General features: G+C 67.5%; 13 protein-coding genes and 1 riboswitch. Of the genes, 7 read left to right on the forward strand and 6 right to left on the reverse strand.

Translation table 11 applies throughout. The features are described from left to right. Positions 1 to 28: 28 nt before the first annotated feature. On the reverse strand, positions 29 to 1,501 hold the full coding sequence (locus FOB72_RS30835) for an N-acyl-D-amino-acid deacylase family protein (protein WP_150377013.1): 1,473 nt from the start codon (positions 1,499 to 1,501) through the stop codon (positions 29 to 31). A 1-nt stretch (position 1,502) separates the two neighbouring features. Further along, on the reverse strand, positions 1,503 to 2,402 hold the full coding sequence (locus FOB72_RS30840; protein ID WP_150377014.1) for a MurR/RpiR family transcriptional regulator: 900 nt from the start codon (positions 2,400 to 2,402) through the stop codon (positions 1,503 to 1,505). A 92-nt stretch (positions 2,403 to 2,494) separates the two neighbouring features. On the opposite strand from FOB72_RS30840, the gene FOB72_RS30845 reads away from it, so the two are divergent. From FOB72_RS30845 to FOB72_RS30855, 3 genes are read left to right on the forward strand one after another with little or no spacing between them, the layout of a single operon-like run. After that, positions 2,495 to 3,769, forward strand: a complete 1,275-nt coding sequence (locus FOB72_RS30845) for an amino acid deaminase (RefSeq protein WP_150377015.1) — start codon at positions 2,495 to 2,497, stop codon at positions 3,767 to 3,769. Positions 3,770 to 3,783: 14 nt separating this feature from the next. After that, positions 3,784 to 4,719, forward strand: coding sequence for a sugar kinase (locus tag FOB72_RS30850; protein WP_150377016.1), 936 nt, complete (start codon positions 3,784 to 3,786; stop codon positions 4,717 to 4,719). A 45-nt stretch (positions 4,720 to 4,764) separates the two neighbouring features. Beyond that, a complete protein-coding gene (locus FOB72_RS30855; protein WP_150377017.1) occupies positions 4,765 to 5,406 on the forward strand; it encodes a bifunctional 4-hydroxy-2-oxoglutarate aldolase/2-dehydro-3-deoxy-phosphogluconate aldolase in 642 nt (213 codons plus the stop codon). Between the two features lie 61 nt (positions 5,407 to 5,467). Here the strand turns inward: FOB72_RS30855 and FOB72_RS30860 are convergent, their stop codons facing one another. From FOB72_RS30860 to FOB72_RS30870, 3 genes are all read right to left on the reverse strand, one after another. Beyond that, entirely contained in the window at positions 5,468 to 5,599 is a 132-nt protein-coding gene (locus tag FOB72_RS30860) for an entericidin A/B family lipoprotein (RefSeq protein WP_150377018.1), read from the reverse strand. Positions 5,600 to 5,732: 133 nt separating this feature from the next. Then, entirely contained in the window at positions 5,733 to 7,067 is a 1,335-nt protein-coding gene (locus FOB72_RS30865; RefSeq protein ID WP_150377019.1) for an EAL domain-containing protein, read from the reverse strand. Positions 7,068 to 7,392: 325 nt separating this feature from the next. Beyond that, positions 7,393 to 8,706, reverse strand: coding sequence for a hemolysin family protein (locus tag FOB72_RS30870; RefSeq protein WP_150377020.1), 1,314 nt, complete (start codon positions 8,704 to 8,706; stop codon positions 7,393 to 7,395). Positions 8,707 to 8,863: 157 nt separating this feature from the next. Continuing rightward, positions 8,864 to 9,027, forward strand: a riboswitch (FMN riboswitch). 105 nt (positions 9,028 to 9,132) lie between these two features. Here FOB72_RS30870 and ribB point away from each other — a divergent pair. After that, positions 9,133 to 9,804, forward strand: coding sequence for a 3,4-dihydroxy-2-butanone-4-phosphate synthase (ribB, locus tag FOB72_RS30875; RefSeq protein ID WP_150377021.1), 672 nt, complete (start codon positions 9,133 to 9,135; stop codon positions 9,802 to 9,804). 109 nt (positions 9,805 to 9,913) lie between these two features. Beyond that, positions 9,914 to 10,438 carry a surface-adhesin E family protein gene (locus tag FOB72_RS30880; RefSeq protein WP_223851656.1) on the forward strand — a complete coding sequence of 175 codons (525 nt, stop codon included), beginning with the start codon at positions 9,914 to 9,916 and terminating at the stop codon, positions 10,436 to 10,438. A gap of 5 nt (positions 10,439 to 10,443) precedes the next feature. Here the strand turns inward: FOB72_RS30880 and FOB72_RS30885 are convergent, their stop codons facing one another. Further along, positions 10,444 to 10,845 (reverse strand): RT0821/Lpp0805 family surface protein, encoded by a 402-nt coding sequence (locus FOB72_RS30885; RefSeq protein ID WP_150377023.1) that lies wholly within the window; start codon positions 10,843 to 10,845, stop codon positions 10,444 to 10,446. Positions 10,846 to 11,268: 423 nt separating this feature from the next. Between FOB72_RS30885 and FOB72_RS30890 the strand changes: the two genes are divergently transcribed. Together FOB72_RS30890 and mdoH are read left to right on the forward strand one after the other, a co-directional pair. Beyond that, positions 11,269 to 12,828: a glucan biosynthesis protein G gene (locus FOB72_RS30890; protein ID WP_191002315.1), complete on the forward strand. Its 1,560-nt coding sequence runs from the start codon at positions 11,269 to 11,271 to the stop codon at positions 12,826 to 12,828. Further along, entirely contained in the window at positions 12,801 to 15,410 is a 2,610-nt protein-coding gene (gene mdoH, locus FOB72_RS30895; RefSeq protein WP_150377025.1) for a glucans biosynthesis glucosyltransferase MdoH, read from the forward strand. The genes FOB72_RS30890 and mdoH overlap by 28 nt, the downstream gene beginning before the upstream one ends. The last annotated feature ends 10 nt before the right edge of the window (positions 15,411 to 15,420 follow it).

The raw sequence follows: 15,420 nt of genomic DNA on the forward strand, positions 1-15,420 counted from the left end.
GGGGATTCCCGTGGAGAAGTGGAAAGATCTATGCGCGCGCCGCCGGCGCGCGCGGGAGAAAGCGCCCCGCGCGCAGACCCGTGGGCGCGCGGTGCTGCCATGAGAGTTCGCCATTGACCCAGACCGCCTCGATGCCCTCGGCCGGCGCCACCGGCTCGGTGAACGTCGCGGCGTCGCGGATCGTGGCGGGGTCGAACAGCACGAGGTCGGCCCAGTAGCCCTCGCGCACGAAGCCGCGTCCGGCCAGGCCGAAGCGCTCGGCGGAGAGGCCCGTCATCTTGTTGACGGCCACCGTGAGCGGAAACAGTTCGCGGTCGCGCGCGTAGTGGCCCAGCACGCGTGGGAATGCGCCCCACAGCCGCGGATGCGGCAGCGGGTCGTTGGGCAGGCCGTCGGAGCCGATGACCGTGGCCGGGTGGCGCAGGATGCGATCGACGTCGGCGTCTTCCATGCCGTGATACACGGCGCCGGCCGGTTGCAGGCGGCGCGCGGCCGCATGCAGATCCACGCCCCATTCGGCCGCGATATCGGCGAGCAGGCGGCCGCCCATCGCGGGCTCGGGCTCGGACCACGTGATCAGGATGTCGAAGTCGCTCGTCACCTGCTTGAGGTCGAGCGTCGAAGAACTGGCCGCATAGGGGTAGCAGTCGCAGCCGACCTGTTGCCAGCGCTGGGCCTGTTCGAGCGCGCCCAGCACCTCGCCGCTGCGGCCCCAGTTGGCCACGCCCGCGCACTTGAGGTGCGAGATCACGACGGGCACGCGCGCATGGCGGCCGATGCGGAACGCTTCGTCCATCGCGTCGAGGATCTCGGCGAATTCGCTGCGCAGATGGGTCGCATAGAGGCCGCCGGCGTTCGCAAGCGGCTCGGCCAGCGCCAGCACTTCTTCGGTGGGCGCCGAGAATGCGTTCGCATACGCGAGTCCCGTGGACAGGCCGAGCGCACCGGCATCCAGCGCCTCCTGCAGCTGCGCGCGCATGGCCGCGATTTCCGCGGCGGTGGCCGCGCGGTCGAAGCGGTCCATATGGTTGCTGCGCAGCGCCGTGTGGCCCACGAGCGCGGCCACGTTGACGGCCGGCTGCGCGGCATCGACCGCCGCCACGTAGCTGCGGAAGTCGGGGTAGCGGAAGGCCTCGGCATGGCCGAGCAGGTTCATCGGGTCCGGCGGGTCGCCCGCGAGCGTGACCGGCGCCGCGCTGATGCCGCAGTTGCCGACGATCACGGTGGTCACGCCCTGCGAGAGCTTGGGCGTCATGGCCGGTTCGCGCACGACATTGGTGTCGTCGTGCGTGTGCACGTCGATAAAGCCCGGGGCCAGCGCGAGGCCATGGCCTTCGACCACATGCGCGGCGCTGTCGGGGTCGATCGGCGTGTCTTCGTCAAGCCATGCGATGCGCGCGATGCGGCCATCGCGCACGCCGACGTCGGCCATGCGCGGGGCCGCGCCGGAACCGTCCAGCAGCAGCACGCAGCGAATCAGGGTATCGAACAGGTGGGGCATGTCAGTCTCCCAGCGGCTGGCGGCTATCGGCGTGCGTGCCGCGGTGGTCGTCCAGCACATACTTGATGCGGCGCAGACGTTCCTGGCTCTGGTCCTGGTGCAGCAGCGCGATCTGGGTCGCCAGCACGTCGAGCACGAGCAGCATCGCGTAGCGCGAGGCCGACGGCTTGAAGATAAAGTCGGTCTCGAGCGTGCGCACCGGCAGCAGCACGTCCGCCAGCGCGGCCAGCGGAGAGCCGAGCGCGGTCACCGCGACGAGCTTCGCGCCGTATTCGCGCGCGATCTCGCAACTGGCGAGCATCTCGGGCACGTTGCCGCTCGCGGAGAACGCCAGTACCACGTCGTCGCGCACGAGGGTGGCGGCCATCATCTTCTGGAGCAGCGCATCGTGATAGCTCGCGGCCGGATGGCCGAGCCGCGCGAGCCGGTGACTGGCTTCATCGGCGAGCATCGTCGAGGCACCGCCCATGCCAAAAGCGTAGACCATGCGGGCATCGCACAACAGGCGCGCGGCGGTTTCGATGCGTTCGGGGTCGATCATCTTGCGATTGGCATCGAGCGCGGCCACCGCGTCGGCATGGACGCGATCGGCCAGCGTGGCCGGTGCGGCCTCGTGCGCGCCGCCCGCGTGGGCGCCGCCGCTCGGCAGAAACCGCGAGCCCACGGCAGTGGCCTGCGCCAGCCGCAGCTTCAGGTCACGCACATCGCGGCAGCCCAGCGCCTTGGCCAGGCGCGTCACGCTCGCCTCGCTGACCCCGGCCTTTCGCGCGAGCGCGTTGATGCTCGCGGCCGCGGCGCCGGCGACATCTTCGAGGATCACCTGCGCCACCTTCTGCTCGGCCAGCCGCAGCGCGGGGCCGCGCTCGGCGATGCGGGTGAGGATGTCGAAGGGGGCGGTCATGGCGTCTCGTGTTACTTTCTAACAAACGGTGGCGCATGGTAATTTCCCGCTATTATTACGTCAACCCGCGTATTTACCCCAAAGCAATAACGATGCATGAGACAAAGTATCAGCCGGGCATGATCGACCCGGTGAACAAGGCACTGGGCCGTCTGCCGGCGCCCCTGGCCCCGGACTCGGCAGGCGAAGTCGGCTGGCGACTGCTCGACGAAGACCTGAGCCTGCCCGCCGCGGTGCTCTACGAGGATCGTCTGGCGCACAACCTCGACTGGATGCGCCGCTTCATGGGCGAGTACGGCGTGCAGCTCGCGCCGCATGGCAAGACCACGATGGCCCCGAAGCTGTTCGCGCGCCAGCTCGCGGAAGGCGCATGGGGCATCACGCTCGCCACCGCGCACCAGACGGCCGCCGCCCATGCCCACGGCGTCACGCGCGTGCTGATGGCCAATCAGCTCGTCGGCCGACGCAATATGGAAATCATCGCGGACCTGCTGCAGGACCCCGATTTCGAATTCTTCACGCTCGTGGATTCCGCCGAGCTCGTCGATCGGCTCGGTGCGTTCTTCCACCAGCGCGGGCAGCGACTGCAGGTGCTGCTCGAGGTCGGTGTGACAGGGGGCCGCACGGGTGTGCGCGACGCCGCGCAGCAGGCCGCGGTGCTGGCCGCGCTGCAACGCTGGCCCCATGCGCTCTCGCTGGCGGGCGTGGAAGTGTACGAAGGGGTCGTGCAACAGGAGTCCGAGGTCCGCGCATTCCTGCGCCGCACGGTCGCCGTCACGCGCGAACTCGCGGCGGCCGGCGCGTTCGGCCGGCAGCCCGTCATCCTGTCGGGCGCCGGGTCGGCGTGGTACGACGTCGTGGCCGAGGAGTTTTCCGGCGCGAACATCGGTGCCCCGGTCGACGTCGTGCTGCGCCCCGGCTGCTACCTCACGCACGACGTCGGTATCTACCGCGCCGCGCAGGAACGCATCCTCGCGGGCAACCCCGTTGCGCAGAAGATGCGCGAAGGCCTGTTGCCCGCGTTGCAGCTGTGGGCCTACGTGCAATCGATTCCCGAACCGGGCCGCGCGATCGTCGGCCTTGGCAAGCGCGACGCGGCGTTCGACGCGGGCCTGCCGATTCCCGCGCGCCACTACCGGCCGCAGGGCGCGACCACGGCGCCGGTGGACACCCCGCCGCATTGGAAGATCACGGGCATGATGGACCAGCATGCCTACCTCGAGATTCGTGCTGGCGATGACCTGCGCGTCGGCGATATGATTGCCTTCGACATCTCGCATCCGTGCCTGACGTTCGACAAGTGGCGCCATATTCCGGTGCTCGACCGTCAGTTCCGCGTCATCGATATCGTGCAGACCTTCTTCTGAGGAGCGACTGCGACATGAGCATCGACATTCTTGCCTACGGCGAGCCGCTGGTGGAATTCAACCAGCAGCCCGACGATCCCGCGCGCTACCTGCAGGGTTTTGGCGGCGATACATCGAACTTCTGCATCGCGGCCGCGCGCCAGGGAGCCACCACGGGCTACATCGCCGCCGTCGGCGCCGACAGCTTCGGCGAGCGCCTGCGCGAGCTGTGGACGCGCGAACGCGTGGATACGCGCCACGTCAGCGTGAATCCCTCCGCGCCCACGGGCGTGTATTTCGTCTCGCACGACAGCCACGGCCATCGGTTCGACTACCTGCGCGAAGGTTCGGCGGCGGCCCGCTACCATCACGAGCAGCTACCGCTTGCCGCCATCGCGCAGGCACGCTTTCTTCACGTGTCGGGCATCAGCCTCGCCATCAGCACGAGCGCGTGCGACGCGGGCCTCGCCGCGATGGAGCATGCGCGCAAGGCCGGCGTGCAGGTTTCGCTGGACACCAATCTGCGCCTGCGGCTGTGGTCGCTCGCCCGCGCGCGCGGCATCATGCGCGAGGCCTTTTCGCTGACCGATATCTGCCTGCCCAGCTGGGACGACATCACGGTGCTGACCGGACTCGACGACCGCGACGCGATCGTCGATTACCTGCTGGGCTGCGGCATCGGCCTGATTGCGCTGAAGCTGGGCGAGGAGGGCAGCTATGTGGCCACGCCCGAATCGCGCGCGCTGGTGCCGCCGTTCCCCGTGGAGCCGCTCGACGCCACGGGCGCCGGCGATTGCTTCGGCGGCAGCTTTATCGCGCGGCTCGCGGCCGGCGCCGATCCGTTCGCGGCCGCGCGCTACGCCAATGTGGCCGCCGCCCTGTCCACGACCGGTTATGGCGCGGTAGCGCCGATCCCGCGCGCGGAGGCCGTGCTCGCGCGGCTGGAACATTCGGTCTCCGTGATTGCCTGATTCTTATGCCGGGCCAGTATCGGCCCGGCCCAAACGCTCAATGTCATGACAACTCCTTCGACTTCCCTGCTGGAACGCCTGTCCAACGTGCCGGTGATTCCGGTCCTCGAATACCACTCCGTGGACGAAGCCCTGCATGTCAGCGAGGCGCTCGTCTCCGGTGGCCTGCCGTGGCTGGAGATCACGCTGCGCACGCCGGTGGCGCTCGACGCCATTCGCGAGGTCGCCAAGGCGCTGCCGCAGGCGGTGGTCGGCGCCGGCACCGTGCTGAACAGCGATCAGCTGCACGCCGTGCGCGACGCGGGCGCGCAGTTCGCGGTATCGCCGGGCCTGACGCAGACGCTCGCGGACGGCGCGCGCGATGCGGGCATCGCGCTGCTGCCGGGCGTGGCCACGGCCAGCGAGGCGATGTTCGCGCTCGAGAACGGCTTTACCTTCCTGAAATTTTTTCCGGCCGAAGCGGCCGGCGGCGTGCCGATGCTGAAGTCGCTGTACGGCCCGCTCGCGCAGCTGAAGTTCTGCCCGACCGGCGGCATCGACGCGAACAAGGCGCTGACCTATCTGGCGCTGCCGAACGTCGTGTGCGTGGGCGGCTCGTGGGTCGTGCCGAAGGATGCAGTGGCGGGCAAGGACTGGGCGCGCATACGCGGTCTGGCCGAGGAAGCGTCGCGACTGCGCGGCAAGTAAGACGCGTTAACGAAGAACGGGCGCCCGAGGGCGCCCGTCTTGTTGACGGTTGGGCAGCGACTTACTTGGCCCGCTCGGCCGAGTTTTCGAGCTTCTGGCCGCCCTTCTGTACATCCTGACCAACGCCGGCCATCGTGTTGCAACCGGCCAGGAACGTGGCAACCAGCACGCCGAGGATCCATGCTTTTTTCATTGTCCGACTCCTATTCAAGGGTAGTGTGCGCCGGGCAGAATTTACCGGCTGCCCTGACGGTAAAGATGGACGATGGAGGCTTGCATGTAAATTGGACAACGTCTGACACGCGTGTGCGTGTTCCTCTGACACGCTAGCCGGAGCCCAGCAACTGGCGGGCGCGCGCGGCAATCGCACCGTGCGTCTGCGCGAGCCAGTGCGCGGGAAACGGCTGGGCCAGCAGATAGCCCTGCATGCCGTCGCAGCCCCAGTCGCGCACCATCTGGAGCTGCCCGCGCGTCTCCACGCCCTTGGCGCACACCACCGCGCCTGCCTGCCGCGCGAGCGCGCAGGCGGTGCGCAACGGCTCGGGATCGTCCGCGCGCGTGGCGTGGCCCACATGGCGCGCATCGAGCGTCACCGCATCGGGCCGCAGCAATTCCAGCGCGCGCATCGCTGCGGGCGTGTTCGTGAAGTCGCCGAGCGCGATGCGCACGCCGGACGCGCGCAGCATCGCGGCCTTGCGCGAGGTCATGGGGTCGTCGGGCACGATATCGGCCGGCACTTCGATGCAGAGGCGGCCATTCGGAATGTCGAACGCCTCCACGCTGCGGCGAAGCAGGTCCAGGGTCTCGTTGCCATGCAGCTGGGCGCTGGACGCGAGCAGCGTGAACTGGACCGGCGCCACGGCCTCGGTGGCGCGCATCAGCGGCAGCATCGTCTGCAGCAGCCAGGCGCCCATCTGATGCATCATGCCCAGCGATTCGGCCACGGGGAGAAAGTCCTGCGGCGCAACGCGCCCGAACAGCGCATGTTGCCAACGTAACCGCACCGTATAGCCGGACACGTCGCCGGTGCCGAACATCGCGCGCGGCTGCAACTGCAATCCGAACTCGCCGCGCGCCAGCGCATCGGGCAGGGCGGAGATGAGGGAGGCCAGCCGCGGCGAGGCCGGCGTTGCCGCATTGCCGATGCCATCGCCGCCGCGGCGGTACACCTGCAGCATCGCGTCGAACGCCAGCTGGAGGTTACGCTCCGTCGCGGTTTCAGGATGGTCGAGCGCGCTCCCGATGCTGCAGGAGAGGAACAGTTCGTAGCCATCGATCTGGAAAGGGCGGCCGAGCGCGGCGGCGATGCTCGCGCCGATCGCCGCCGTGTCGCCATCCTGGGGCAGCACACAGGCCGCGCCGAGGTCGGCGGGCCCGAGCCACTGGGCAACGAGCGGCGCGGCCACGTTCCCGACGCGCGTTTCGATGTGCTCGCGCAGCCGATGCGCGCGCTCGAGGCCGATCGTCTCGCAGACGTTCTGAAACCGGTCGAGCCGGATGACGAATACCGCGAGGGGGTGCGCGCCGCGCAGGGCGGCGCGGTGAGCGTCGAGGGCGGCGATGAACGTGGCGGGCTGCACGGCGGGCCGCACGCCACCCGCCTGCGGAGTGTCCGCTGCATCGCCGGTGAGGCGCCTGGCACCCCCGGTATCTGGATCCATCAGTCTTCGTGCGCCCCTGCATTGCGTGACCTTACGCAAGCGGATCGCATACCCGTTGAACAAGTGCTTATGTAATCGTTTTCAGCCCCGTCGCTCTGTCGGCGCGAATGCTTGTAGTTGGATGGTGCAGGCTCGCATCATACGGCAGCCTGAGAGAGAATCAGAAGACACGAAGCTGTTCGAGTGCGGTAGCCGCCGCTTGCTGTTGTTTCTCGTCGATGAGCGGGAATGTCCTAACCTTTGGCGTATTGACCCGGGGACAACGCATGAAGTAATGGGGAGGGCGCGGTTTTCCCCTCCCCGTGGGCGCCTTCGCGGTGGATCGTCAGCCCGTGGTTTCGGGCTCCGGACCGTCCTCGGGCGGAATGCGGCTGGCCAGCACCTTGTCGATGCGCTTGCCGTCCATGTCGATGATCTCGAATTTCCAGCCGTCCCACTCGACGGTGTCGGCGGTCTGGGGCAGGCGGCCGAGCAGCAGCAACAGCATGCCGGAGAGCGTGTGATAACGCTCCTTGTCCTCTTCCGGCACGACGCGGATGCCGGTGCGGTCCTTGAGTTCGGGTATCGGGATCAGGCCATCGAGCAGCCACGAACCGTCGTCGCGCTGCACGGCCCATTCCTCGCCGGCCGTCTCGGTCTTGAACTCGCCCGTGATGGCCTCGATCAGATCCTGCAGCGTCACGAGGCCGAGCACCTCGCCGTACTCGTCGATCACGAACGCCATCTGACCGCCCGACGCCCGGAAGTTCTCGAGCAGTTCCATGCCCGTAACGCTTTCGGGGACGAACACGGCTGCCTGGAGCACGGCCGTCAGTTCGGCCTTCTCGCCGCGCAGACGGCGTGCCAGCAGCTGGCGCGCGCTCACCACGCCGAGAATGTCGTGCATGCCGCCGCGCACGACCGGAAAGCGCGAATGATCGGACTCCTCGATGCGGCGCAGGTTCTCTTCCTCGGTCGCTTCGACGTCGAGCGCGATCACATCGCCGCGCGGGACCATCAGCGAGGCGATCTGGCGATCGTCGAGGCGGAACACGTTGCGCACCATCGTGTGTTCGTGGTGCTCGATCACGCCGGCCTCGGAGCCCTCCACGAGCAGCGCGTGGATTTCTTCCTCGGTCACGGCGGGGCCGCGGTCCGATTTCACGCCGAGCAGGCGCAGGACCAGCAGCGTGGAACCGGACAACAGCTTGACGAAAGGCTTCGAGGCGACCGACAGAAACGAGATGGGACGCGCCACGAGGCGCGCGATGGCTTCCGGTGCCAGCTGGCCCAGCCGCTTGGGCACGAGTTCGCCGAGCACGATCGAGAAATAGGTCAGGCCCGCGACGACGATCGCGGTGGCCACATAGCCAGCCGTGGTCGCCGGCATGCCGAACTGTTGCAGCCAGACGCCCAGCGGCGCGGCGAGCGTCGATTCGCCGACCACACCGTTGAGCACGCCGATCGACGTGATGCCGATCTGCACGGTGGAGAGGAAGCGCGTGGGATCCTCGCCAAGCTTGACCGCGGCGATCGCCCCGCGATCGCCGTCTTCGATCAGACGCTGCAGCCGCGCCTTGCGCGCGGTGACGAGCGCGATCTCCGACATCGCGAAAAGACCGTTGAGAAGAATCAGCGCCAGCAGTATGGCAATTTCCATCAGGGTGCACGCCCTTGCGCGCGCGGGTATTGAAGAAGAAGGCCTAGCATACCACCCGCGTGTGACGTAGGTCCCGCAAACCGGGGTCGTGCCCGGCGGCAAACGTGCGGACGTGTTAACATCGCTGCGCCGCCGCGAAGCCTTCGCGACGGCAACGTTACGTCTTCAGGGCGGGGTGAAAGTCCCCACCGGCGGTATGTCGCACGCGGTCATTTCCATGGCCCGCGACGAGCCCGCGAGCGCCCGCATGCGAATGCGGGGTCAGCAGACCTGGTGAGAGGCCAGGGCCGACGGTCATAGTCCGGATGAAAGAAGATGGGGCGCCTCGTCACGACCTGTCGTGCGCTTTCCACGCGCGCGCGGTCGTGCGCGGTCGCCTGTCCTCCCCTGAAACGCCCACAGTCCTTGCCTTTATGGAGCGTTTCAATGCAGAGCATTTCCGCCGATCCCGAAGTTTCCGAAATTTCCAACGAGTCCAGCGTTTCCGGTTCCCTCGCCGAACGCATCGCGCGCGCGCTCGATGCCATGCGTGAAGGCCGCCCCGTCGTGCTGCTCGACGACGACGACCGCGAGAACGAGGCCGACCTGATCCTCGCCGCTGAGCGGCTCACGCCCGCCAACATGGCGATGATGATCCGCGAATGCAGCGGCATCGTGTGCCTGTGCCTGACCGCGGCGCGTGTGCGCGAGCTCGGCCTGCGGCCGATGGTCGAGAACAATCGCAGCCAGTACGGCACCGCGTTCACGGTCTCCATCGAGGCGCGCGAAGGCGTGACCACCGGTGTCAGCGCCGTCGACCGCATCACGACGATCCATGCCGCGGTGTCGGGCGAGGCCGATGCCGTCGTGAGCCCTGGCCACGTGTTTCCGCTCGTCGCGCGCGATGGCGGTGTGCTCGCGCGCCGCGGCCATACCGAGGGATCGGTCGATCTCGCGCGCCTCGCGGGCCTGCAGCCGGCCGCCGTGCTGTGCGAGCTGATGAACCCCGATGGCACCATGGCCCGCCAGCCCGAGGCACTCGTGTTCGCGCGCGAGCATGGCCTGCCCGTGCTCACGATCGCCGATCTCGCGGCGTGGCGGGAAGCGAATGCCTGCTGAGGGGCTGCAAGAAAATTGAAACAATACGCACCGCGGGGGCCAAAGCCCCCGCATGCGTATGCGACAATCGGGTCCTGCTTTTTCTCCCGTCCGCACGAGGGCAGCCCCAATGTCCCATTCAGTTCGTCTCGCCGCGACCGCCTTTGCCATCGCGGCTACCTGCTTCACCGCCGTGGTCCATGCCGATGACGGCATGGAGATGCCAGGTGCCATGTCCGGTGCCATGCCCAGGATGGGTAGCACCACAGGCAGCACCACAGGCAGCGGGCAGGTGGAGGCCGCACCTCCCGATCCGCAACGCTGGCTGCCCGTGCTCGGCACGACCGGCATGGTGTCGTACTTCGACCAGACCGCCGTGCGCCGCCGCGGCAGCGAGGTCGGCGTCGTCGTCGTGCGCAATTCGCCGGCCGGCGTCATCCGCACCACGAGCGGCGAGACCATCCGCTCGTCGCTCAAGCGCATGGTCCTCAACTGCGCCACGTCGATGTATGCCGTGGTGGAGCAGACGCTCTACAGCAAGCGTTTTGCGCGCGGCGAGTCCATCTATACGATCCACGCGCCGCAGCTCGGCAAGCCGCAGCGCGCGCAGACCGGCACCATCGCCGGCGAGTTGATCGACAAGCTCTGCCGCTAGGCCGTTCAGTCGGATACCTGACGCGCCTTCCACTGGCCGTTCGACTGCTTGCAGAACCAGCCCGACCACGCTTCGGTGGCGCTGCCGCGCTTGAGGTCCGACTTCAGCCGGCGGCACGACTGGCCCTTGTCCGTCTTGCTCTGGACGGGCGTGATGGTGCCGTCGATCGCCTGCCGGCGGCCTTCCGCCGGGTAATGCCATTCCACCGCTGTGTCGTCGGCGGTGTCGACGAGCGCTTTCCTGACGATCTGCTGCAACGCGGCGGCTTCCTTCTGATTCAATGTGCCGATGATGCTGCCCGAGAGGTAGTGATCGAAGTAGGCGAGGGCGGGCGCGCTCGCGCCAAGCATCAAAGTGGGGACCAGGCCCGTTAGCAGTGCGGACCGAATCGACTTCCGAGTGGGCATGACGGCTCCTGAACGAAGTGACGGAGATGGGAGGGCGGCGCTTCGGGTCGTCCCGAAGTGGCGCCTCGTCCATTGTATGCGCGCCGCGGCGTGCCGCGTCAGGGTCTCATTCATGTAACCGGCCCGCGCCCCGCACGGCCAAAAAGTGGGCGATCGCCCGCAAACGCTTGTGTGGAGCGGCTTCCAGCCGACAGGGGTTTCATTTTGTTGCAAACCTTGCGTGCAGGAAACGTGACTTTTTAGACGCGAATTGTTAAGGTCTGCCCTCGCATGGTGGCGATGGTCCGGCTCTTGCTCTCTCGGCTCTTGCTCTCTCCCTTCGCCCGCCACGCCACACCCTTCAACCGCAAGATTCAACCGGCCTTCATGACCGTCTCGCCCCTGCCAGATTTTCCGCACAGTTCCGCCTGCCAACCGCCCGAGATGCGCGCCCGCGTCGCCTTCGGACGCCTGCATGGAAGACTGGCGCGATGGCTCGGGGCCGGCGCGGTCATGCTGACGACGATGGTGGCAGCCACCGCCGCGCACGCATTCGACTTCGAAACCGTGTCCGCGCGCGCGCGTCAGCTGGCGGGCGCGCCTTACAAGCCTGCGCAGCAAAATCTGCCACGCGAACTCGCCGAACTGTCCTACGAGCGGTACAAGGACATTGAATACAAGCCCGAGCGCTTTGCGTGGCGCAATGCGCGGCTGCCGTTCGAGCTGTCGTTCTTCCACGAAGGCATGGTGTTCGACCAGCCCGTGCGCATCAATGAAATCGTCGGCGGCAGCGTGCGCGAGTTCCGCTTCGATCCCACGGCGTTCAACTACGGCCCGCACAAGGTCGACCCGGCCAAGCTCAAGGGGCTTGGTTTCGCCGGATTCCGCCTCATGTATCCGGTGAACCAGGGCACCAAGGGCAAGAAGGACGAGCTCGCGTCGTTCCTCGGCGCCAGCTATTTCCGCGCGTTGGGCCGCGACCAGTGGTACGGCCTGTCGGCACGCGGCATCGCCGTGGACACGGGCCTGAATTCGGGCGAGGAGTTTCCGCGCTTCACCGAATTCTGGATCGAGCGTCCGGGCCCGAACGACAAGCAGCTGACCCTGTACGCGCTGATGGACTCGCGCCGCCTGTCCGGCGCGTATCGCTTCATCATCAAGCCCGGCACGGAAACTGTCATGGAGGTCAAGGCGCGACTATTCTTGCGAGAGAACGTCACCAAGCTGGGCCTCGCGCCGCTGACCAGCATGTATCTGTTCGGCGAGAATCAGCCGTCGCCCACCGTCGACGTGCGCCCCGAAGTGCATGACTCGGACGGCCTGTCGATTCATCTCGGCACGGGCGAATGGGTCTGGCGCCCGCTCGTGAATCCGAAGCGTCTGCTCGTGACGTCATTCGCCTCGACCAATCCGCAGGGGTTCGGCCTCATGCAACGCGACCGCAGTTTCGACAACTACCAGGAGATCGGCTCCTGGTACGAGCGCCGTCCCAGCGGCTGGGTCGAGCCGCGCGGCAACTGGGGCTCGGGCCGTATCGAGCTCGTGCAGATTCCGACGCCGGACGAGACCAACGACAACATCGTTGCGTACTGGATTCCCGACAATCCGCCGAAGCCGAAGCAGGCCTTCGACTACGAATACCGCCTGCTCTGGCAGAAGGAGACGGCCAACCTGCCGCCGCTGTCGTGGGTCACGCAGACCCGGCGCGGGCAGGGCCTCACACGCAAGCCTGACGATACGAGCTTCTCGCTGACCGTCGATTTCGAAGGTCCGGCGTTCAAGAAGCTGCCCGAGGAGACAAAGCTGGAGCCCGTGATCTCGGCCGATGCCAACGGCGAACTGCTCAAGACGTCGGTGGTGCGGAACGAGGCAACGGGTGGATGGCGCATGACGATGTTCCTGCGCCGCAAGGACGAGAACAAGCCGGTTGAGTTGCGCGGCTATCTTCGCAACGGCAATACGACTCTTTCCGAGACATGGAGCTACATCTTACCCCCCGGCTAAAGCAGCGCCCGGCCCTGGCGGCAGCATGCGAGCGATATGTCGATCGCCTGCCCGCATCGCCGGAGTTGCGCAGCGAACTGCTCGCAGACGCCCAACCGACGCCGGTGACGTGCGTGCCGGCCGATGGCAGCGAGACGCCCTCGGCCATGATTGAATTGCAGACCCGCCTGGCGGGCCTGCGCGAGCCGTCGAAAGAAGGCCCGCGTCCCGCGTCTCCGGACGCGACGACGCCCGGCGGCGCCACCTATGCTTCCGTGAGCCGCCGCTTCGGCATGGCTTACGGCAATCCGCAGATCGACGGCGAACCGCTGCTCCAGCGTCGCGACGACGGCACCGTGCATGTCAACACGGGGCCCGACCCCGAGCGCGCATCGATGGTGCCGCGCCAGTGGCCGCCGCACGTGGTGAGCGGCTGGCTGCGCAATACGTGGCGCCGCATGGTCGGCCGCCCGCCCGTGCCCGAGACGTGGGACACGCTGCATGACGGGCCCGACGCGGAAGGCAAGTGGCATCCGGCCGGCTCGCATCGCCGCTGGTTCCTGCTGGGCCTCGTGGTCGCGCAGACCGCGGCCGCCACGTACGCCATGACCAACGTGCTGCCGTACAAGGGCGCGGATCCGCTCGAAGTGGCGATCCTCGTGCTGTTCGCGGTGCTGTTCTCGTGGGTGTCCGCGGGCTTCTGGACCGCGATGATGGGTTTCCTCGTGCTGGCCAAGGGCGGCGACAAGCATCTGATCTCGCGCTCGGCCGCGGGCGATGCGCCGATCGACCCCAAGGCGCGCACGGCCGTGATCATGCCGATCTGCAACGAGGACGTGACCCGCGTATTCGCGGGGCTGCGCGCCACGTACGAATCGCTCGAGCGCACCGGGCAGATGGCGCCGTTCGACTTCTTCGTGCTGTCGGACAGCGGCAATCCCGACCTGCGTACCGCCGAACACGACGCGTGGATGGAAGTGTGCCGCGCGGTCGGCGGCTTCGGCCGCATCTTCTACCGCTGGCGCCGTCACCGCGTCAAGCGCAAGACGGGCAATGTGGCCGACTTCTGCCGCCGCTGGGGCAGCAAGTACCGCTATATGATCGTGCTCGATGCGGACAGCGTGATGAGCGGCGAATGCCTGGCCACGATGCTGCGGCTGATGGAAGCGAATCCGGGCGCGGGCATTATCCAGACCGCCCCGATCGCGGTGGGACGCGACACGCTCTATGCGCGCGTGCAGCAATTCTCCACGCGCGTGTACGGTCCGCTGTTCACGGCCGGCCTCCATTACTGGCAGCTTGGCGAGTCCCATTACTGGGGCCATAACGCGATTATCCGCATCAAGCCCTTCATGGAGCATTGCGCGCTCGCGCCGCTGCCGGGCAAGGGACCGCTTTCGGGCGAAATCCTCTCGCACGACTTTGTCGAGGCGGCGCTGATGCGGCGCGCGGGGTGGGGCGTGTGGATCGCCTACGATCTGCCGGGCTCGTTCGAGGAAATGCCGCCGAACCTGCTCGACGAGGTCAAGCGCGACCGCCGCTGGTGCCAGGGCAACCTGATGAACTTCCGGCTATGGATGAAGCAGGGCTTCCACGCGGTGCACCGCGCGGTGTTCCTGACGGGCATCATGGCCTACCTGTCGGCACCGTTGTGGTTCCTGTTCCTGCTGCTCTCGACGGCGATGCTGGCCAAGCACGCGCTGGTGCCGCCGACGTATTTCTCGCAGCCGTACCAGTTCTTCCCGACCTGGCCCGAGTGGCATCCGGAGAAGGCGCTCGCGCTGTTCTCGGCCACGGCGACGCTGCTGTTCCTGCCGAAGATCCTGAGCGTGCTGCTGTTGATGAAGGATGCGCGCAACTACGGCGGTCCGGTACGGCTCGTGCTCAGCATGCTGATCGAGGTGACGCTCTCCGCGTTGCTGGCCCCGACACGCATGCTGTTCCATACGAAGTTCGTGGTCGCGGCTTACAGCGGCTGGGGCATTTCGTGGAAATCGCCGCCGCGGGAAGACGCGGAAACCACGTGGGGCGAAGCATTCCGTCGCCACGGTGGCCACACGCTGCTCGGCCTGGTCTGGGGCGGCGGGGTGTACTGGCTGAGCCCGGGCTTTATCTGGTGGCTGCTGCCGATCGTCGGTTCGCTGGCGCTGTCGATTCCGCTGTCGGTGTTTCTGTCGCGCGTTTCGCTGGGCCGCGCCGCGCGCCGCGCGGGGCTGTTCATGATCCCCGAAGAAACGCAGGTGCCGCGTGAGGTCGTGGAAACGCAGCAGCATGTGGAGTCCGCACATGAAGTGCCGGGCTTCGTCGATGCGGTGGTGGACCCGGTGACCAACGCGCTGATGTGCGCCACGTCCAGCGCGCGCCGCGTGCAACCGGAACCGACGCGCATGCAGCATGCCTCGCTGGTGCAGCACGCGCTGACCCACGGGCCCGGCGCGCTGAGCGCCACCCAGAAGCATCTGCTGCTGGGCGATCCGTTCGCGCTGTCGCGCCTGCATGAACTGGTGTGGGCGTCGCCGCTGGCCGATGCGGCTTGGAAGGAAACGCGCGTGCTGATGCGCCGCGCGGCCAACGTGCTGCCGCTGCGCCCGCGACCGGCCTGACTTTCAAGCG

Source organism: Cupriavidus pauculus, from assembly GCF_008693385.1.
Classification (GTDB): Bacteria; Pseudomonadota; Gammaproteobacteria; order Burkholderiales; family Burkholderiaceae; genus Cupriavidus; species Cupriavidus pauculus_D.